At 40.5% G+C, this 20,887-nt stretch carries 20 protein-coding genes; 7 read left to right on the top strand and 13 right to left on the bottom strand.

Annotated features, from left to right (window positions below):
* Positions 1-50: 50 nt before the first annotated feature.
* The 4 genes from ligA to I6G42_RS06720 all read right to left on the bottom strand — a co-directional run bounded on the left by ligA (position 51) and on the right by I6G42_RS06720 (position 6,126).
* Positions 51-2,009: an NAD-dependent DNA ligase LigA gene (gene ligA / locus I6G42_RS06735; RefSeq protein WP_038805210.1), complete on the bottom strand. Its 1,959-nt coding sequence runs from the start codon at positions 2,007-2,009 to the stop codon at positions 51-53.
* An 89-nt stretch (positions 2,010-2,098) separates the two neighbouring features.
* Positions 2,099-3,277: an MFS transporter gene (locus tag I6G42_RS06730; protein WP_038805209.1), complete on the bottom strand. Its 1,179-nt coding sequence runs from the start codon at positions 3,275-3,277 to the stop codon at positions 2,099-2,101.
* Between the two features lie 80 nt (positions 3,278-3,357).
* Positions 3,358-4,221 carry an XRE/MutR family transcriptional regulator gene (locus I6G42_RS06725; protein ID WP_038805208.1) on the bottom strand — a complete coding sequence of 288 codons (864 nt, stop codon included), beginning with the start codon at positions 4,219-4,221 and terminating at the stop codon, positions 3,358-3,360.
* A gap of 3 nt (positions 4,222-4,224) precedes the next feature.
* Positions 4,225-6,126 (bottom strand): ABC-F family ATP-binding cassette domain-containing protein, encoded by a 1,902-nt coding sequence (locus tag I6G42_RS06720; protein ID WP_038805207.1) that lies wholly within the window; start codon positions 6,124-6,126, stop codon positions 4,225-4,227.
* A 154-nt stretch (positions 6,127-6,280) separates the two neighbouring features.
* On the opposite strand from I6G42_RS06720, the gene I6G42_RS06715 reads away from it, so the two are divergent.
* Together I6G42_RS06715 and I6G42_RS06710 are read left to right on the top strand one after the other, a co-directional pair.
* Positions 6,281-7,999, top strand: coding sequence for a phospho-sugar mutase (locus tag I6G42_RS06715; protein WP_038805206.1), 1,719 nt, complete (start codon positions 6,281-6,283; stop codon positions 7,997-7,999).
* Between the two features lie 111 nt (positions 8,000-8,110).
* Positions 8,111-8,458 (top strand): thiol reductase thioredoxin, encoded by a 348-nt coding sequence (locus I6G42_RS06710; RefSeq protein ID WP_038805205.1) that lies wholly within the window; start codon positions 8,111-8,113, stop codon positions 8,456-8,458.
* 423 nt (positions 8,459-8,881) lie between these two features.
* Here I6G42_RS06710 and I6G42_RS06705 read toward each other — a convergent pair whose 3' ends face one another.
* The 9 genes from I6G42_RS06705 to I6G42_RS06665 all read right to left on the bottom strand — a co-directional run bounded on the left by I6G42_RS06705 (position 8,882) and on the right by I6G42_RS06665 (position 17,402).
* The gene (locus tag I6G42_RS06705) at positions 8,882-9,820 is read right to left on the bottom strand and encodes a hypothetical protein (RefSeq protein WP_125415224.1); all 939 of its coding nucleotides are present in this window, start codon (positions 9,818-9,820) and stop codon (positions 8,882-8,884) included.
* Between the two features lie 16 nt (positions 9,821-9,836).
* Positions 9,837-10,646: an MBL fold metallo-hydrolase gene (locus I6G42_RS06700; protein WP_038805202.1), complete on the bottom strand. Its 810-nt coding sequence runs from the start codon at positions 10,644-10,646 to the stop codon at positions 9,837-9,839.
* Between the two features lies 1 nt (position 10,647).
* On the bottom strand, positions 10,648-11,997 hold the full coding sequence (gene vicK, locus I6G42_RS06695) for a cell wall metabolism sensor histidine kinase VicK (RefSeq protein ID WP_000568724.1): 1,350 nt from the start codon (positions 11,995-11,997) through the stop codon (positions 10,648-10,650).
* Positions 11,990-12,697 (bottom strand): response regulator YycF, encoded by a 708-nt coding sequence (gene yycF, locus I6G42_RS06690; protein WP_038805201.1) that lies wholly within the window; start codon positions 12,695-12,697, stop codon positions 11,990-11,992. Before yycF ends, vicK begins: the two co-directional genes overlap by 8 nt.
* Before the next feature lie 56 nt (positions 12,698-12,753).
* Positions 12,754-13,932, bottom strand: a complete 1,179-nt coding sequence (mutY, locus tag I6G42_RS06685; protein ID WP_038805200.1) for an A/G-specific adenine glycosylase — start codon at positions 13,930-13,932, stop codon at positions 12,754-12,756.
* 86 nt (positions 13,933-14,018) lie between these two features.
* Positions 14,019-14,993, bottom strand: a complete 975-nt coding sequence (gene pta / locus I6G42_RS06680; protein ID WP_000451592.1) for a phosphate acetyltransferase — start codon at positions 14,991-14,993, stop codon at positions 14,019-14,021.
* Positions 14,994-15,035: 42 nt separating this feature from the next.
* Positions 15,036-15,932 carry an RluA family pseudouridine synthase gene (locus I6G42_RS06675; RefSeq protein WP_038805199.1) on the bottom strand — a complete coding sequence of 299 codons (897 nt, stop codon included), beginning with the start codon at positions 15,930-15,932 and terminating at the stop codon, positions 15,036-15,038.
* Positions 15,929-16,747, bottom strand: coding sequence for an NAD kinase (locus tag I6G42_RS06670; protein ID WP_038805198.1), 819 nt, complete (start codon positions 16,745-16,747; stop codon positions 15,929-15,931). The genes I6G42_RS06675 and I6G42_RS06670 overlap by 4 nt, the downstream gene beginning before the upstream one ends.
* Positions 16,731-17,402 carry a GTP pyrophosphokinase gene (locus I6G42_RS06665; protein WP_038805197.1) on the bottom strand — a complete coding sequence of 224 codons (672 nt, stop codon included), beginning with the start codon at positions 17,400-17,402 and terminating at the stop codon, positions 16,731-16,733. The genes I6G42_RS06670 and I6G42_RS06665 overlap by 17 nt, the downstream gene beginning before the upstream one ends.
* A gap of 128 nt (positions 17,403-17,530) precedes the next feature.
* Between I6G42_RS06665 and I6G42_RS06660 the strand changes: the two genes are divergently transcribed.
* From I6G42_RS06660 to I6G42_RS06640, 5 genes are all read left to right on the top strand, one after another.
* A complete protein-coding gene (locus I6G42_RS06660; protein WP_038805196.1) occupies positions 17,531-18,100 on the top strand; it encodes a CYTH domain-containing protein in 570 nt (189 codons plus the stop codon).
* Between the two features lie 111 nt (positions 18,101-18,211).
* On the top strand, positions 18,212-19,171 hold the full coding sequence (locus tag I6G42_RS06655) for a ribose-phosphate diphosphokinase (protein WP_038805195.1): 960 nt from the start codon (positions 18,212-18,214) through the stop codon (positions 19,169-19,171).
* A 9-nt stretch (positions 19,172-19,180) separates the two neighbouring features.
* The gene (locus tag I6G42_RS06650) at positions 19,181-20,296 is read left to right on the top strand and encodes a cysteine desulfurase family protein (protein ID WP_038805194.1); all 1,116 of its coding nucleotides are present in this window, start codon (positions 19,181-19,183) and stop codon (positions 20,294-20,296) included.
* Between the two features lie 4 nt (positions 20,297-20,300).
* A complete protein-coding gene (locus I6G42_RS06645; protein WP_000863520.1) occupies positions 20,301-20,648 on the top strand; it encodes a DUF1831 domain-containing protein in 348 nt (115 codons plus the stop codon).
* Between the two features lie 6 nt (positions 20,649-20,654).
* Positions 20,655-20,864 (top strand): DUF4649 family protein, encoded by a 210-nt coding sequence (locus tag I6G42_RS06640; protein ID WP_038805649.1) that lies wholly within the window; start codon positions 20,655-20,657, stop codon positions 20,862-20,864.
* Positions 20,865-20,887: the final 23 nt, after the last annotated feature.

Below are 20,887 nucleotides of genomic sequence, written 5' to 3'. Positions count from 1 at the left end.
ATCAGGAGAGACAGTTCCAGACTATCTAACATCTAGTTTTCAACTATTCTTTACAAACTTTCTAGCCAAGCTTCATCACGAACCTCGATACCAAGTTCTTGCGCTTTTTGGAGCTTGCTTCCTGCATCTGCTCCTGCTACGACAAGATTCGTTTTCTTAGATACACTGCCTGTGACTTTGGCACCCAGACTTTCGAGTTTACTTTTGGCTTCAGAGCGCGTGAGACGTTCCAATTTCCCCGTTAGCACAACGGTCAAACCTGACAAGGCTGCATCTGCTACTACTGTCTGTCCTTTGTAGTCCAGATTAACTCCAGCTTCTTTCAACTCGTCTAAGAGAATCTTCGATCCTTCTGTTGCAAAATAAGTCTGAAGACTTTGAGCAATCACCCCACCCAAGCTCTCGATACTTGCTACTTCCTCTGGATCAGCTTGGGCTAGATTTTCAATAGAGTGGAAATGTTGGAGCAAGAGCTGACTAGCCTTGCTTCCAACATGGCGAATTCCCAGACCAAACAAGAGCTTTTCAGCAGAGTTTTCCTTAGATGCTTGAATGGCCTGATACAGTTTAGAGGCAGACTTTTCCTTGACACCTTCTAAAAGGAGGAAATCTTCTTCTTTCAAACGGTAAATATCCGCCACATCCTTGACTAGATTGGCAGCAAAAAGTTTTTCAACGATAGATGGACCAAGTCCTGTAATATTCATAGCATCTCGAGAGGCAAAGTGAATCAAACCTTCCATGATTTGAGCAGGACAGCGAGGATTGATACAACGAAGAGCCACTTCATCTTCAAAATGAAGCAATTTACTGTCACAACTTGGACAATCAGTCGGAATATCTAGTTTTTCTTCAGAAACACGCTTGGACGCTACCACACGCAAAACAGCAGGAATGATGTCCCCCGCCTTATAAACGATAACTGTATCATCTTTGCGGATATCCTTTTCAGCAATATAATCTACATTGTGCAGTGTTGCACGGCTAACAGTTGTCCCAGCAAGCTGAACAGGTGTTAGATTGGCAGTTGGAGTCACAACACCCGTACGACCTACTGTCCAGTCAACTGAAAGGAGCTGGGCTTCTTTTTCTTCAGCAGGAAATTTGTAGGCTACAGCCCACTTAGGCGCTTTAACAGTAAAACCGAGCTCTTCTTGACCTGCTAGGTCATTGACCTTGATCACCACTCCATCAATGTCATAAGGTAAATTATCCCGTTCTTGTCCAACTTCTTGGATGAAATCCCATATCTCATCTATGCTTTCAGCCAGAATTCGTTTAGGATTAACTACAAATCCAAGCTGTTCAAGATGCTTCAAGACTTTTTCTTGGCTATCACGAGTAGAAGGGCTGGCTTCTTGATAGAGGAAAGTGGCAAGATTGCGCTTGGCTACTACTGCTGTATCCAGCTGACGCAAGGTTCCCGCTGCCGCATTACGAGGATTGGCAAATTCAGGCTCCCCATTTTCTTGGCGAGCTTGGTTGACCTGATCAAACGAAGCGCGTGGCATATAACACTCTCCACGAACGGTGATATCTAGTTCTTCTGGCAAGGTCAAAGGAATGTCCTTGACACGCTTGAGGTTCTCTGTGATATTCTCTCCAATAGAACCATCCCCACGTGTCGCACCGACAACCAAAATCCCCTTTTCATACGTGAGCGAGATAGATAAACCATCGATTTTCAGCTCACAGATATAGATTGGATGGGGTAATTCCTTTCGAACACGCGCATCAAAAGCTTCTAACTCTTCACGTGAAAAAGCATCCTGCAAACTATAAAGAGGATACTGATGACTGTATTTTTCAAAACCATCTAAAACCTTACCACCAACACGATGAGTCGGACTGTCCGCTAAAACTTGATCTGGATAGGCAGCTTCCAACTCGACTAACTCTCGGTAGAGACGATCATACTCGCTATCTGACACCGAGGGATTGTCACTCGTATAGTACTCGGTCGCATAGCGGTTGAGCAAGGCAACTAACTCATTCATTCTTTCATTCATAAAACTATTCTACCATAAATCAAGCCCTCCTCACAATAGAGAAGGACTGAAAAATGATTCGTAGTGAAATATTTTCTTAAAAAAAGAAATTATAACTCTTTTTTAAAATGACTTCGCACATAAACGAGGGATAAACAAGACAAGATGATAACACCGCTTCCAATTATCAGAAAAGAAGAGAGATGTACACTTGGTAGCACTGTCATAAAGCCTTTTGCAATCGGCATAAATAGGATGGCTAAGGTAAAAATGGTGCTTAGTACTCTTCCCAAGTATTCCCCCTCAACCTTTGTTTGCACCTGAGTAAAAAAGTGAATATTAAATATCGTCATAAACAGTTCACAAACTAAATTTCCAGAAAAGGAAAGAAAAGTTGGCAATGGTAACCCCATCATAAAAACCCCAACTCCAGTCAAGGCCAATAGAATCAAAAGATTATAAACACCTGCCTTTATTTTGCTAGCTAGAAGAGCTCCGATAATCGAACCAATAGCGCCCATAGTCAAAATAGTTGCATAAGCTCCTTCTATCCCGTATAGTCGATTTGAAAAAGGGAGGAGAAATTCAAAAGCTGCAAAAAAGAAATTAACACTGGAAGCAACTACCAAAAGGAAAAAGATTTCTTGCTGGTGCCAGATATAGCCGAGTCCTTCTTTCATATCAGCAAAAATATTTTTCCAGCTGAAAGTCTTTTTCTCTTGTTCCTGAGTCTCTTTTTTGGGGAGAAAAGCTACTAAGGTAAATGCGATGAAAAAACTAATGGCATCTAAAACGAGCGTAATATGGAGACTGGCAAATTGTAAAACGATGAAAGAAAGTACAGGGGAGCTAACACCTACAACCTGCAAAACTAACTCCAAGCGAGAGTTATAGGTCACTATCTCGTCTTTCTCTACAACCTCAGTTATAATGGCTTTGTTGGCTGTACGAGAAAATGCAAAGGCAACCGCCTGAACAATATTGGCAAAAATCAAGGCAGCAATCATCAAGTTATCATCTCTGATGAAAGAAATAGCTAAACAGAGAATGCCGCAAATCAAGTCCGTCGTCATCAAAATTTTGCGACGCGAAAAACGGTCTGAAATCACTCCGCCAAAGGGATTGACCAGAATCGATGTGACGAGTTCAGAAATCTGATAAATCCCAAGAACAGTCTGTCCTATCGTTCCCATTGACGCCAACCAAACACTGTTTCCATAATCATAGAGCATATTCCCTATCTTATTAATAGCCCCACGACTAATCAACTGGATTGCATGTCGATTCATATAAAAAGCTCCTCTCAAATTTTGAAACTATTGTATCAAAACTGAAAGGAGTCTCTTTATTTTTCCCTTATTTGGGAAATTTAAGCATTTACAAATTTTTCATAATGTTCCTGATAGTAAGCCACTTGCTCTGGAAGTCCAAGCACATCAAAAATATGCATAGCCTCCTGCATCTGACTACAACCCTCTTCTTTCAAGTCTCTCTGGTAGAGGGCGAAACCTTTGAGATAATGGAAGATATTGCGCTCATAAAGCTTGATACCATTTCCAATCAACTTCTCCACATAGCCCTCAAAATAGTCCGCATCCGTAAAGGTACGGTTTTCCAAACAATGCTGGTAACAGTTAAGAGCTAAAATCAAAACAAGTTTTCGATGCCGACCAATTTCTTTGTAGTAGTCTTCTCGCTCCATGACTTCTCTGCCAATCCGAGCCACATAGTCCACATTGTAGAAAGTATAGAGATTTCCGAAAAGAATCAACTCATACATAGTCCATTCTTCTGTTTGAAAAAGATAATCTGCTACCTTTTCCAAATCACTCTGCCTCATCGCGTAACGAGAATCTCTTTGGCAAATCAGACCTTGTAGCAGAATCCAATTCAGCTCAAAATAGAGGGGATTGGTCGAACTCTTCGCTTTCTTGAGCTGTTCATTTTGAAGTTTTTGAAAACCTGCAATATCATTTGAGTAGTAAAGCGGAATAATCTGTGCCATCAAGGCAACATGTTCATGATTTTGAAAATCCCTAGCCTTGTCCATGAAATTTTCAATAGTCACATGAATATTATCCAGTATCTCAAAGAAACGGGAAACTGCTAGATCAGACTCCCCAAGCTCGAAGCGAGATAACTGAGATGTTGAACACGATTCACCTGCCGCCTCTTTCAAGGAGTACTTCCCACTTGTTCGAAATTCGCGAAATACCTTTCCAAGATGTTCCATTTCTTACACCTGCTCCGATAATTCTTCCCATTCAAGCATAGCCTCTTCCTGACGGTGACTGATTTTGTCCAGTTCAGCCTGCAACTCCATGAGTTTTTCAGCATCGTTGGTTTCCAGCATTTGTTCAGAAATAGCTTGACTTTGAGTTTCTAACTCTTCGATTTCAGCCTCTAAACTCTCTATTTGACGCATGAGCTTACGGGCTTCTTTTTGACTTTCTTTCTGAGCTTGGTAGTCATTAACTGAACTTGTTTCTTTTGCTTGATTACTAGTTGAAACTTCTTCTGTCTGGCTGACTTCCATTTCAGCCTTTTTATCAACATAGTAGTCATAATCTCCCAAGTAAAGAGTCGAACCATTCTCAGACAATTCCAGAACATGAGTGGCGACACGATTGATAAAGTAACGGTCGTGGCTGACAAACAGCAAGGTCCCATCAAAGTCAATCAGGGCATTTTCTAACACTTCCTTGCTATCAATATCCAAGTGGTTGGTTGGCTCATCCAGAATCAAGAAGTTATTGTTTTCCATTGAAAGTTTGGCAAGCAACAAACGAGCTTTCTCGCCACCTGAAAGCATGCCGACTGACTTTTTAACATCATATCCTGAGAAAAGGAAGGCACCAAGGCGGTTGCGAATTTCAACTTCTGGTGTTAGTTTAAAATCATTCCAGAGTTCGTCTAGAACCGTATTGCTTGGTGTTAACTTGCTTTGGGTTTGGTCATAGTAGCCAACCTCAACATTGGCACCAAAACACTTTTCTCCCTTGATAAAAGGAATCTGATCCACAATAGACTTGATAAAGGTTGACTTTCCAATGCCGTTTGGTCCGACAATCGCAACAGCATTCATCTTACGAAGGTCTAGGTTGATAGGTTCTGACAATATTTCCCCATCATAGCCAATAGCCGCATTTTCAACAGTCAATACAACATTACCCGACGTTTTTTCTGACTGGAAGGTCATGTTGGCTGATTTCTTACCAGCTTCTGGCTTGTCCAAACGCTCCATTTTTTCCAGTTGCTTACGCCGAGATTGGGCACGTTTGGTCGTTGAAGCTCGTACTAGATTGCGATTGACAAAGTCTTCCAGAGCAGCGATTTCCTTCTGCTGCTTTTCATAGTTTTTTGCCTCAGTTGCTAACTTTTGCTCTTTTTGTTCAACAAAACGAGAGTAATTCCCCACATAGCGATCTAAGGAATGCTTAGTCAAATCAAGTGTAACCGTCGCAACCTTATCCAAAAAGTAACGGTCGTGACTGACAATAATGAGTGCACCGCTATAGTTCACCAAGTAATTCTCCAGCCAGGCAATGGTTTCGATATCCAAGTGGTTGGTTGGCTCATCTAAGACCAAAAGATTTGGTTTTTCAAGGAGCATTTTGGCCAAAGCCAGACGGGTATTTTGACCACCTGAAAGCTCAGCAATTTTCATCTGCCACATAGATTCATCAAACTTGAAACCATTCAAGATCGCTCGAATATTAGCTTCGTAGGTAAAGCCACCAGCCTGACGGAAATTCTCTGATAAACGATCATAATCCACCATCAGTTTATCCAAATCCTCACCAGACTTTTCACCCATTTCCAATTCCATCTGACGTAGTTGTGTCTCTGTACAACGTAAATCATCAAAAACATGTAGCATTTCATCGTAGATGGTATTTTCAGACTCAAAACGGCTATCTTGGGCTAGGTAAGACAGAAAAACATCTTTTTTCTTATTGATTTCTCCACTAGTCGGCTCCTCTTCTCCAACTAAAATCTTCAACAGAGTCGACTTTCCTGCACCATTTTTCCCAACAAGAGCAATTCGGTCTCGTTCATCTACTTGCAGGTTTATATTATCAAACAAAAGCTCGCCTGCAAAAGAACGTTCAATTTTATTGGCTTGTAAAATAATCATATAGGTAGTATAGCATGTTTCCCTAAGGGGTTCAAGACTATAGAATCCATTTCATTTCAAACCTTTTCAGAAAGTTATGCTAACGTTTTACTAAAATGATAAATCGTGATATAATGAAAGCGATTAAAAGAATTTACAAAAAAGGAGACACTTTATGACTTACCAAGAAAATTATCAAAAATGGGTCGATTTTGCTGACCTTCCAGACTACCTTCGTCAAGATTTGGAAAATATGGATGAAAAAACAAAGGAAGATGCCTTCTATACCAATCTTGAATTTGGTACTGCTGGTATGCGTGGATTGATCGGAGCTGGTACAAACCGCATCAATATCTATGTTGTCCGCCAAGCAACTGAAGGTTTGGCTCGTTTGATTGAGTCAAAAGGTGGAAATGAAAAAGAACGCGGTGTGGCGATTGCATACGATAGCCGCCACTTCTCTCCAGAATTTGCCTTTGAATCTGCTGCAGTTCTTGCAAAACATGGTATCAAATCTTACGTATTTGAAAGCCTCCGTCCAACTCCAGAACTTTCATTCGCTGTTCGTCACCTCAACTGTTTCGCAGGTATCATGATTACTGCCAGTCACAACCCTGCTCCATTTAACGGTTACAAGGTTTACGGTGAAGACGGTGGACAAATGCCTCCTCACGATGCAGATGCTTTGACGACTTACATCCGTGCAATCGAAAATCCATTCGCAGTTGAAGTTGCTGATGTGGAGGCTGAAAAAACTTCTGGCTTGATTGAAGTCATTGGTGAAGCTGTTGATGTAGAATACCTTAAAGAGGTCAAAGATGTTAACATCAACCCAGCCTTGATCGAAGAATTTGGTAAAGACATGAAGATTGTCTACACACCACTTCATGGTACTGGTGAAATGTTGGCTCGTCGTGCTCTTGCCCAAGCAGGATTTGACTCTGTTCAAGTTGTTGAAGCGCAAGCAACTGCTGACCCTGACTTCTCAACTGTTAAATCTCCTAACCCAGAAAACCAAGCAGCCTTTGCACTTGCTGAAGAACTTGGTCGTCAAGTTGGTGCTGATGTGCTTGTCGCAACTGACCCTGACGCTGACCGTGTCGGTGTCGAAGTTCTTCAAAAAGATGGTAGCTACCTCAACCTTTCAGGTAACCAAATCGGTGCCATCATGGCTAAATACATCTTGGAAGCCCATAAAAACGCTGGAACACTTCCTGCAAATGCAGCCCTCTGCAAGTCTATCGTATCAACTGACTTGGTAACGAAGATTGCTGAAAGCTACGGCGCAACTATGTTTAACGTCTTGACTGGTTTCAAATTTATAGCTGAAAAGATTCAAGAATTCGAAGAAAAACACAATCACACTTACATGATGGGATTTGAAGAAAGCTTCGGTTACTTGATTAAACCATTCGTACGTGATAAAGACGCCATCCAAGCCGTTCTTGTCGTTGCTGAGCTTGCTGCCTACTACCGTTCACGCGGCTTGACTCTTGCTGACGGTATCGAAGAAATCTACAAAGAGTACGGTTACTACGCTGAAAAGACTATCTCTGTAACTCTCTCAGGGGTTGATGGAGCTGAGCAAATCAAAGCGATTATGGCTAAATTCCGTGACAATGGTCCGAAAGAATGGAACACAACAGCTATCACTGTCGTAGAAGACTTCAAGGCTCAAACTGCTACTGCTGCTGACGGTACTGTTACAAACTTGACAACTCCTCCAAGTGATGTGTTGAAATATACACTTGCTGACGGTTCATGGATTGCCGTTCGCCCTTCAGGTACAGAACCAAAGATCAAATTCTACATTGCCGTTGTGGGTGAAAGCAACGAAGATTCACAAGCTAAGATTGCCAACATCGAAGCAGAAATCAATGCCTTTGTAAAATAAAAATCTATATAAGATGAGACCAACCAATCTCATCTTTTTTTCGTATCAAATCTAAGCATTTTTGGAAACTTTATGGCATACTAGACTTATCAATGAAAGCGAGGTAATCTCATGGAACAATTTTTAGAAAACATCAAAGACCTTGAAGTCACTACAGTTGCGCGTGCGCAAGATGCTCTTGATAAAAACGAAACTGCGACCTTCTTTATCGGTCGCAAAACTTGCCCTTACTGCCGTAAATTTGCCGGTACTTTGGCTGGCGTTGTAGCTGAAACCAAATCCCACATCTACTTCATCAACAGTGAAGAACCAAGTCAGTTGGAAGCCTTACAAGATTTCCGTTCACGCTATGGAATCCCGACTGTTCCAGGATTTGTTCATGTTGCAGATGGCCAAATCAAAGTCCGTTGCGACTCTGCAATGTCAGCACAAGAAATCAAAGATTTCGCAGGATTGTAAAAGGCTGGGTGATAATTCAACTTTTTGAAATTATACTCAAATTAAAATCAAAGTGCACTTTTTTGTTAACAGACTTGTTTAAGAAATATCGTGGTCCAAGTATTACCTTGGAATTTTACCAGCTAATCAATGTACTCTACTGTATTCTAGAAGATCAACGAAAGGTTTTTAGCAAAAAATATAATATATCTGTTTGCTCGGTGAAAATTTCTGCTCTTTTTGATTTTAAATGAGTATTAATCTAATAAGTATGTTCACGAAAAAACGCATAACATCAGAGCGGTAAGCACCTGATGTTATGCGTTTTTAGGATTACGAAAACTTTTTTGAACCTCGTATTATCAAAATTAAATTTTGTTATCTTGAATTCCCCAATAGAAAAGACGCTATTAAATTTTAAATAATGGTATTACAAAAAATAAATTATCTATAATTAGCATTAAGAGTCGTATTCTCAAGTTTTTTAAAGTTTGTCCCATAAGTAATGTTTTTCCGCCAATTAATTTTTAATATATTGCCCTCAATTGAACTAAAGCTATTATTTGGTCCTCCAACAAAAATCCTAAATTCTTTTTGATTTTTATAAGAATCTTCCTTTGCCAGTATTAAATAGTTTGGGTCTTGTTTAATTTGATTAATAGTAAAAGGATACTTATCCCTTGCATAATACTCTATTGGCCCACAATTAAGATTGGGATACTTTCGAAATAGTTTACCTAAAAGAGGTGGTGGCAACATTATCCAGGGTCTTTCTTTCTCATTTTCATCATAAGCTATACTTCCTCTTTCTGAATCTCTTTTTTTTAAAGATTCCAAAAACTCCGTTTTTAATTTTCTATCTAGTGTTATATCATTCTCAGTAATCATGACAAAACAACATATCTTCCAATTAGCACTATCACTTTGAAACTTGATGTTAATTTTATCGAATTCATAATGATTTTTTGATTCGTCTTTTTTTTTATAAACTTCAGGATAGATAACAACATCACTATCTGGGAAGAGTGTACTCATAATCTCTTTCACCTTATCCTTTTTAACTAAATCTCTTTCTCTTAAGGAATATAGCATTGTAGAATTAATTATAATTTCTTCAGAACTCTTATATTTTATTCCAATAGGATTTACCATTGAATATCTTGGATTAATCGTTACAGAACTTCCGGCAACTTTTAAAAATTCAACTCTTTCAGCACTTCCTTCTTTTGCCATCTGTGCTTTTGTACCATTTTCTCCAAACCATGAATAATTGGCAAAAAAGAGTTCACCATCTATCAGTTTCTCAAAATGATTTTTTTTACATCCTTTTTCAACATTAAAATCCGAAAATTTTAAAAAACCTATTACTTTTTCTTTTTCCATTCATTTCATTTCCAGTCTATATATCTGTCAATGGTGTTGCGGTATCTGGAGAAGTGTCGTAAACCTTAAAGTCAACTCCGACTCCCAGATCAGCTTGTGCTAGCTGGTTGACCATAGTCATATGAGCCAGCTCCTTAATATTGTTCTCTTTGGACAAGTGACCAAGATAGATTTTCTTGGTTCGATTTCCCATTGCACGAATCATGGCCTCAGCACCGTCTTCGTTAGAAAGGTGACCGATATCCGATAGAATTCGCTGTTTGAGTCGCCAAGCATAAGAACCTGCTCTCAAGATTTCCACATCGTGGTTGGACTCGATGAGATAACCGTCAGCATTCTCGACAATCCCTGCCATACGGTCACTAACATAACCTGTATCGGTCAACATGACAAAACTCTTGTCATCTTTCATAAAGCGATAAAACTGAGGTGCGACTGCATCATGGCTAACACCAAAACTCTCGATGTCGATGTCACCAAAGGTTTTGGTTTTACCCATTTCAAAAATGTGCTTCTGCGATGAATCCACCTTGCCGAGGTACTTGCTATTTTCCATAGCCTGCCAAGTTTTCTCATTAGCGTAAAGGTCCATACCATACTTACGAGCCAATACACCGACTCCATGAATATGGTCGGAATGCTCATGCGTAATCAAAATCGCATCCAGATCCTCAGGTTTGCGGTTGATTTCACTCAAGAGACTGGTAATTTTCTTACCAGACAAGCCTGCATCCACTAAGATTTTCTTTTTTGGGGTTTCCAGATAAAAGGAATTTCCACTGGAACCTGATGCTAAAATACTGTATTTAAAGCCTATTTCACTCATTCTAGTCTTCTATTTCGTCCTCCCATATTTCTTCTTTTACGGCATCCTTATCATAAGGGAGCACTATGGTAAAGGTTGAGCCCTTACCGTATTCACTTTTGGCCCAAATAAAGCCATTGTGTTGTTTGATGATTTCCTTGGCGATAGCTAGACCTAGACCAGTTCCACCTTGAGCACGACTTCTTGCGCGATCCACACGGTAAAAACGGTCGAAAATCTTCGGCAAATCTTGCTTTGGAATACCTAGACCTTGGTCTTTTATGGATAAAATCATCTGGTCATCAGTAGTTTTCATGCTGACAGTGATTTTTCCACCATCTGGTGAGTACTTGATGGCATTGTTGAGAATATTATCAATCACCTGGGTCATCTTATCAGTATCGATTTCGATCCAAACTGAATTGATTGGGTAATCTCTAACCAGCTCATATTTTTTCTCTTCATCCTGGCTCCTCATCTTATCGAAACGATTGAGGATAAAGGTGATGAAGGCTGTAAAATTAATCAATTCCACATCCAATTGAGTGGTCGCATTATCAATACGAGAGAGATGCAAGAGATCTGTCACCATCCGCATCATACGGTTGGTTTCATCAAGCGAAACCTTGATAAAATCAGGAGCAACAGGATCATATAAGGCTCCCTCGTCTAAGGCTTCAAGATAAGATTTAACACTCGTCAAAGGAGTCCTCAACTCATGGCTAACATTGGACACGAAGAGTCTCCGTTCGCGCTCCTCCTTCTCCTGTTCGGTCGTATCGTGCAAAACGGCAACCAAACCAGAGATGAATCCAGACTCACGACGAATGAGTGCAAAACGCACACGAAGGCTAAGATATTCTCCATTAGCATTTTGGGAATCAATCATCAATTCGGGAATCTGTGTAATGAGGTCACGCAGTTCATACTCTTCCTCTATCTTAAGCAATTCGAGGATGCTTTTGTTCAATGCTTCTTCTTTTACGATACCCAGCTGTTTCTTAGCCATATCGTTAATCATAGTAATCTGACCACGGCGATTGGTTGCAAGAACTCCATCTGTCATATAAGAAAGAATACTGTTAAGCCTTTTTGTTTCTTGCTCCAGATTTTCCTGCGTTAAACGAATGACCTCAGACAAATCATTGAGGTTATTGGTGATGTTGGTAATTTCAGAGCTTCCCTGCATATCCAAAACTCGAGAATAATCTCCTGCAATTAAATCTTTAATCTTTTGATTAATCTGCTTTAGTCGAATATTATCACGGCGATTTTCTAGCAATAGCAAGGTGACCACCAAGATAAAGCCCAGCAAAATCAAAATAAAGATAAAATCACTGGTCAGAATCGTTTGTCTAATATCTTCAATCATTATTTCTCATATAGTACCCCACACCACGACGTGTTAGGATGTATTCTGGACGGCTTGGAGCATCTTCAATCTTTTCACGCAAACGTCGGATGGTCACGTCTACTGTACGAACATCACCAAAATAATCATAGCCCCAAACAGTCTCAAGTAAGTGTTCACGAGTAATGACTTGTCCAATATGGGAAGCCAAGTGGTACAAGAGCTCAAACTCACGATGAGTCAACTCTAATTCCTCACCATATTTTTTGGCTACGTAAGCGTCCGGCAGAATTTCCAAATCGCCAATCTGTAGGGGTTGGGATTTCTTTTCATCAGACTCTTGACTATCAGCTGAAGCGAGATCTGTACGACGGAGTAATGCCTTGACACGCGCCTGCAATTCACGGTTTGAGAAAGGCTTTGTGACATAATCATCTGCACCTAACTCCAAACCAATAACCTTGTCAAACTCACTATCCTTGGCTGAGAGCATAATGATAGGCACACTACTCGTCTTACGAATGGCTTTGGCTACTTCTAAACCATCAATTTCAGGTAGCATCAAGTCTAGGATAATAATGTCTGGTTGCTCTGCCTCAAATAGCTCGATAGCTTCTCTACCGTTAAAGGCCGTTACAACCTCATAACCTTCCTTGGTCATATTAAACTTAATAATATCTGAGATTGGTTTCTCATCATCTACAACTAATATTTTTTTCATATGTTCACCTTTTCTCTATCTATTATAACAAAAAAATGTAAAGAAGGCACAAATGGCTAATTCCAGCCCTCATCTTCAAGAACTGTTTTATAAGCCTGCCAAATCTTTTGTTGAGGTTTAGCAAATGGATAATCAGAAAATTCCTGAGAAGAAACCCAGCGAATTTCTCTGTCAGAAAACTGTTTTGATTCTGTCACCTGACCCGCTAGGATTTGAATATGCCATTTCCGATGACTAAAGACATGCTTGACTTGATCAAATACTTGATGGGACCAATCAACTTCTAAATCATAATCTTGCTCAAAACTTTCTTGGGGTGTTGGACCGAAAGCAACGCTTTTTTCAGCGACCTGAGCAAATAGATTCAGCTGTTCCTCTTCCTGTGAAAACTCCTCTACTTCTATCAAGGGGAAATGCCAAAAACCACCTAGCAGTTTCTCACTTTCGTTTTTCTCAAGTAGATATTGACCGCGGCCATTGCGCACAACCAAAGCCTTGAGATAGATTGGGAGAGGCTTTTTCTTGGGTTCTTTAATCGGATAAATATCCATTGTGCCATTCTGATAGGCTGCGCTAAATTCCTTAACAGGGCTTTCTTCTGGTCTAGGATTAACTGGTGCCTCTATGTCAGAACCCAAGTCCATCAAGGCTTGATTAAAGTCACCTGGCCGTTCTGGATCAATCAAGATTTCCATCATAGCTTGGAAGATCTTTCGATTGCTGGGAACTCCGATATCATGATTAACCTCAAACAAGCGAGACAAAACTCGCATGACATTGCCATCAACTGCTGGCTCGGGTAAATTAAAAGCGATACTGGAAATTGCTCCCGCAGTATAAGGACCAATCCCTTTCAGACTGGAAATTCCTTCATAGGTGTTTGGAAATTGACCACCAAAGTCAGCCATAATCTGCTGAGCCGCAACCTGCATATTACGCACTCGGGAATAATAGCCCAGCCCCTCCCATGCTTTTAGCAGACGCTCTTCAGGCGCATTAGCCAAACTTTCCACAGTTGGAAACCAGTCCAAGAATCGTTCGTAGTAGGGAATAACTGTATCCACTCTGGTCTGCTGGAGCATGATTTCAGATACCCAGATGTGATAAGGATTTTTACTTCTCCGCCAAGGCAAATCTCGCTTGTTTTCATCATACCAGTTGAGGAGTTTCTCGCGGAAAGAGGAAATCTTCTCCTCCGTCCACATGTCAACACCGTATTCTTTCAAATCTAACATATATCTAGTATAACATAGAAGCTTCTAACTGTCCTTTTCTTTGTGCTAAAAAAGCCTCTTCTACTAGAGGAAGAGACTCCATTTCTTTATTGATTGATCGCCTGAGCTGCTGTGATGAGAGTCAATTTGTAAACATCATCTGGGTTACATCCACGTGATAGGTCGTTGACTGGTTTATTCAATCCTTGTAGAACGGGACCGATAGCTGCAAAACCACCTAGACGTTCAGCTATTTTGTAGCCGATATTTCCTGCTTCGATACCTGGGAAGATGAAGACATTTGCTTGACCTGCTACATTGCTACCTGGAGCTTTTAGTGCTGCTGTTTCTGGGACGAAAGCTGCGTCAAATTGCAATTCCCCATCAATCTCAAGGTCTGGACGTAGATCGTGTGCTAATTTAGTTGCTTCAACCACCTTATCAACACTATCACCAAAACCAGAACCTTTTGTAGAATAGCTTAGCATAGCGATTTTGGGTTGAATCCCAAACATTTTGGCAGTAATTGCAGAGTTAATAGCAATTTCAGCCAAAGCTTCTGCATCAGGATTAATATTAAGGGCACAGTCACCAAACAAGTAACGTTCTGTACCACGCACCATAAGAAAAGCTCCTGAAGTACGAGTTACATTTGGACGCGTTTTGATAATTTGAAGAGCAGGACGAACTGTTGAAGCTGTTGAGTGAATAGCACCTGATACCATTCCATCTACCAAGCCCATATAGACAAGCATAACACCAAAGTAGTTGACATCTTCTAGTAAAACCTGACGTGCTTCTTCTTCCGACATTTTTCCTTTACGACGTTCTACGAGTGCAACCACCATGTCTTCAAATTGAGGATAATGATGTGGATCAATCACTTCATAACCATCCATGATCCCTTCGATTTCAAGATAAATTTTAATTTTTGCAGGGTTTCCAAGCAAAACAGGAACAACTTCCGTTTCTTTTACTAAGCGTTTTGTTGCTTGAAGGATACGTGGTTCTTCCCCTTCAGGTAGAACAATACGAGCATTTTTGCCAACTAAACTGGCTTTCAGACTTTCAAAAACTTCCATGAGTTTCTCCTTTAAGATAATTAATTATACTCAAAATAGATTTTAAAGAGTATTAGTTGATAACTGAATAATAAGATTGTTAAAATCATCTGGCAAAGGGCTTTCCAGCTCCAGCTGACGCCCTAAGAAGGGATGATAAAAGGATAAGGAATGGCAATGCAGAGCCTGGCGTTGAATACCATCTTCTAGGCTGCCACCATAGAGATCATCTCCCAACAAAGGAAAGCCGATATGAGAAAAATGCACTCGGATCTGATGAGTTCGACCAGTATGCAGGCGAATATCGACTAGGTGAATATTTCCATAAGACGCTACAACTTTGTAAGACGTATGAGCGTATTTCCCACCTTTGGCGACCCGTCTCGTGATAATGGAGTCCACATCACGCGCAATCGGGGCAATAATTTCCCCTTCTGGCTCCAAAAACCCATCGCCCTTAACCAAAGCGAAATAACGTTTTTCGATAGACTTTCGTTGCAGTTGCTTGTCTAAACGTGCATGAGCATAGCCGTGCTTGGCAAAGAGCATCAATCCAGAAGTATCTCTATCAAGCCTAGTCACGATATGAACCTGCTGGTTTTCATATTCCCGCTTGACATAGTAGCCCTTGATGAAATTTGCAATGGTATTAGAGTGATTGACACTGGGGATGGAAGCAACTCCATAAGGCTTATTTAAAACCAGAAAATGGTCATCTTCATACAAGATATCTAGAGGACGATCAATGGCTTCAAGAGTTTCAAAGCCTTCCTCTGCTGGAATATCAATGGTAACCCTGTCTCCAACATCTAAGAGATAAGTTGCATTTTGAGGTTGATCATTGACCAGAATATCCCCACCTCGAAACTTTATCTTAGCCAACAGTCCTTTAGAAACCTCGTGTTTCTTCAGAAAAGTTTTGACTTTGACATGTTCATCTGTGATAAATTCGAACCTCATTCGTCCACCTCGCCGATGAAGGCATCTTTGACGCGATTCCAGAAACTAGTGTGACTTGGCGTCGCTACGAAGTGTATCTTGTGATGGTCGATTTGGTACTCAATCCGTTCTATATTTCGGAAAGAATAGATGCTATTGTCAACCGATAACGTGTGATAGTCATTACGAGTCGGTAAAAGCTCGATTTTATCTTTCTTCGGAACGATTATCGAAGAACCAAGTGTTCGATAAACTCGGTTGTTTAGACTCGCAATTTCAGTCAGTTGCAAGGCTTCAATAGTAGGATGCAAGACAGTTCCTCCCAAGGACTTGTTATAAGCAGTGCTTCCAGTCGGGGTTGAAACAGTCACACCATCTCCACGAAATCGCTCAAACGGAACGTGGTTAATAATGATATCCGCAACCATGGTGCGATCAGACCTGCGGATGCTGGCTTCGTTTAATGCACGGAAGGTCTTAACTTCTCCGTTTTCAAGTGTCACCTTGACATTCAAAACAGGATAGGAAACCTTGGCACCAGTATCCAGTTGGAGATTGGTAACCAACTGATCCAACTCAAAATCGCGATAATCTGTGTAAAATCCCAAGTGTCCTGTATGTACGCCAATAAATCGAACTTTATCTAACTGATTCTCATACTTGTGAAAAGCAGACAAAAGCATCCCATCCCCACCAATTGATATGACGATGTCAGGATTGGTGTCGTTGAGTATAAAATGATGTTTTTTCAACTGGTCTTTCAGCTCATACAAAACCTTTTGACTCTGGGGTTTTCTATTTGCAATCAGATCAATTCGTTTACCTGTATTCTTCATCTGTATCGTCACTATTTCCTACACCGTCGTTTAGTTTTCTACTTAAAGGATCAAAGAGAGCCTGTGCTTCCTGAATATCATCACGGATTTTCCCCATTTCTTCATCCAATTGATGAGAAATTCTAGCTGTAATCTCCAAACGTTTCTTGATCTCCTCTGGGAAATCCCCCTGATACTTATAATTGAGCGAATGCTCAATCGTAGCCCAAAAATTCATGGCTAAAGTCCGGATTTGAATTTCCGCCAGAATCGTCTTAGCCCCGTTAATTGTATCAACCGTGTATTCGACAACCACGTGATAAGAACGATAGCCCGAAGCCTTCCGATGCGTGATGTAGTCACGTTCCTGTACTACTCTCATATCATGGCGTTTGCGTAAAATCGCAACAACTTCCTGAACATCATCGACGAACTGCACCATGACCCGCAAACCCGCGATATCCTGTAAGTCATGCTCCAAAGTATCGTAGCCAATACCTCTGCGATTCATTTTTTCCTTAATACTTTCAATCGGCTTCACCCGTCCAGTAACAAACTCTATCGGAGAATGCTTGTTTTGTTTACGATACTGTTTGCGAATCCCACGAAGTTTAATCTTCAATTCACCAACAGCTTGAATGTAAGGATCTAAAAATTCTTCCCATTCTATGGTCATATTTTCTCCCTTTTGGTATGTGATTGTGTTGTTGAAAATTTTTGATTTTTTCACTACAATCATATACAATAAATACATTGTCCATTATACCATAAATCGCTTTCAAAGATAGAAAAAAGGTTAGAAAAATGAAACATTTAGAAATTGAACTGAAAACACTACTGAAAAAAGAGGATTACGATCATTTAAAAGAACAGTTTTCCCATATCCAACCCGTCCTTCAGAAAAACTACTACATTGATACACCTGATTTTCAATTGCGTGAAAAAAAGGTTGCCATGCGCATTCGCACCTTTTCAGATTGGGCGGAGTTGACCTTGAAGGTGCCACAAATTGTAGGAAATATGGAATACAATCAGAAACTGAATCTTCCAGAGGCTGAATCTTACCTAGAAAAACAAATACTTCCTCAAGGACTTGTTCTAGAGGAACTTGCTAAGATTGGTATTGAAAGCCAAGACTGGTTTGTTCTGGGTTGTCTTGCAACTATTCGTTACGAAATGGAAACGTCGATTGGTCTAATGGCACTAGATGAAAGCCACTACTTTGATCATACAGACTACGAACTGGAGCTAGAAGTTACTGACCACGAGAAAGGAAAACGAGATTTTCAGCAATTTCTTTCAGAAAATAATATCACTTACCAAAAAGCTCCTTCAAAATTAATTCGTTTTATTAAAAGCATGAAAAAAAGCTGAAATAATCTCCTTTTTTTGGTAGAATAGAAAAGATAAAAATAAAAGAATCTCCCTTTGAAAAACAGAACTTTCTCAAAGGAGATTCACAAAGTTTACAGAGGACGGTCTATAATGTCAGATAGAAACAACATGAAACTTTTCACCCTAAACTCTAACCCAGAAATCGCTCAAAAGATTGCGGATACAGTTGGTGTACCTCTCGGAAAATTATCTTCTCGCCAATTTTCTGATGGTGAAATCCAGGTCAATATTGAAGAAAGTGTCCGTGGTTACGATGTTTACATCATCCAGTCAACCAGCTACCCCGTTAGCAACCACCTAATGGAGTTGTTGATCATGGTTGACGCTTGTGTACGTGCAAGTGCTCATAGTATCAACGTTGTCCTTCCTTACTTTGGTTATGCTCGTCAGGATCGTATCGCTTCTTCTCGCGAACCCCTCACTGCAAAACTAGTTGCCAATATGCTTGTCAAGGCTGGTGTAAGTCGTGTTCTAACGCTTGACCTCCACGCTGTTCAGGTTCAAGGTTTCTTTGACATTCCTGTGGACAATCTTTATACAATTCCTCTTTTTGCTAAACACTATTGTGACAAGGGCTTACTTGGACCAGATGTGGTTGTTGTTAGTCCTAAAAACTCTGGTGTCAAGCGCGCTCGTAGCTTAGCCGAATACCTAGATGCACCAATCGCAATCATCGACTATGCTCAAGATGACTCAGAGCGGAGCCAAGGTTATATCATTGGAGATGTTGAGGGCAAGAAGGCTATCTTAATTGATGATATCCTAAACACTGGCCGTACTTTCTCAGAAGCGGCAAAAATCGTTGAGCGTGAAGGTGCAACTGAAATCTATGCGGTATCCAGTCATGGTCTCTTTGTAGAAGGCGCTGCTGATCTTCTTGATGCTACTAACATCAAAGAAATCCTTGTGACAGACTCAGTAGCCACAAAAGAAAGAACTCCGAAAAATGTGTGCTACATTACCGCTAGCGAATTGATCGGTGATGCGATCGTCCGCATCCACGAAAGAAAACCAGTCAGCCCACTCTTTGCATACAACAAAAAGAAATAAGGTGATTCTTTGATTTATTTGGACAATGCTGCTACTACTCCTATGTCAGCGACAGCCATAACAGCAATGACCAAGGTCATGCAGGAAACCCATGGGAATCCTTCAAGTATTCACAGTCATGGCCGCCGTGCTGGTAAACTGCTCCGTGAAGCCCGTCAGGAGTTGGCTCACTTACTTGGAACCAAGCCACAACGAATCTTTTTCACATCTGGCGGTACAGAAAGTAACAATACCGCTATCATCGGCTATTGTCTCCGTCATCAAGAACGTGGAAAACACATCATCACGACAGCTATTGAACACCATTCCGTGCTTGAGACTATCGATTACCTAGTTCAACATTTTGGCTTTGAAGTGACCATTATCCAACCAGTAAATCAAGAGATTACAGCGGGGCAGATTCAAGAAGCCTTACGTGACGATACCATCCTAGTTTCTACTATGTATGCCAATAATGAAACGGGCAGTCTCTTACCTATCGCTGAAATTGGACATATTTTAAAAGAGCATCCTGCTGCTTATCATGTTGATGCTGTTCAAGCTATCGGAAAAATCCCTGTCCATCCTGAAAAATTAGGAATTGATTTCCTCAGTGCTTCTGCCCATAAATTCCATGGGCCAAAAGGAATCGGCTTTCTTTACGCTTCGTCTGTGGACTTTGACTCTTACCTTCACGGTGGCGATCAAGAACAAAAGAAACGGGCTGGAACAGAAAACCTTGCTGCCATAGTCGGTATGGTTGCTGCCCTCAAAGAAGACTTGGATCATCAGGCTGAGCATTACCAAAAACTAGAGGGATTAAAATCTGCTTTTCTAGGAGAAATTGCAGGTCTCAACTACTATCTCAACGAAAGCAAACACCAACTTCCTTATGTTTTCAACATTGGCTTCCCTGGTCAAAAAAATGACTTACTCTTGCTTCGGTTAGACCTGGAAGGAATTTCAATCTCAACTGGTTCAGCCTGTACTGCTGGTATTGTGCAAACGAGCCATGTCCTAGAAGCTTTTTATGGAGCGGATTCCCATCGTTTAAAAGAGTCTGTCCGTATCAGTCTGTCCCCTCTTAATACTGATGAGGAACTGAAACAACTGGCACAAACCTTAAAAAATATTATTGGAGATTAACCTAATGGCATTCGAAAAAACCATTAAACTACAAAACTGCCGCTACGACTATACACTTAGTCCATCTGTAAAAAAATTCACACTAAAAGACAATACTTTCTTTGAAACAAAGGTAGGAAACTATGAACTGACTCGTCTACTTGAAAAAGTTCCTAATAGTGGTGAAGGTTTCCTACTAAAAATTATCATCAACAAAGAGCTTACAGGTGTTAAAATTAATATCACTGACAAATCAGGTCTTCGTTTGGTCAATATCTTTAAATCTGAAGAACACCATATCCACCAAGAGAAATTCTACTTCCTCATGGACAGTCTTGTAGAACGCGGAATCTTCACAAAAGAAGAGAGATGATTGGCTATGTTTCGTTTGACTTATAAAGATAACTATCACGTAGAACGTACACTTGAGTTTGCTGATTACGAAGAACTCATGTTATCCCTATCAGGCTGTGTGACCCTGCCCGACACTCTCCTAATCAGCTCCTTAACACTGAATGATAAAGTGATTTATCAAGGATTAGTTGGCGATCTCTACCGTTTTTTATCACAAACTAATTTTTCAGATTAAAACTAAGAATTCTCTTAGTTTTT

Origin of the sequence: Streptococcus oralis (genome assembly GCF_016028255.1) — a bacterium.
In the GTDB taxonomy this organism is placed as follows: domain Bacteria; phylum Bacillota; class Bacilli; order Lactobacillales; family Streptococcaceae; genus Streptococcus; species Streptococcus oralis_AC.
This window is presented reverse-complemented; position numbering and strand designations above follow the sequence as displayed.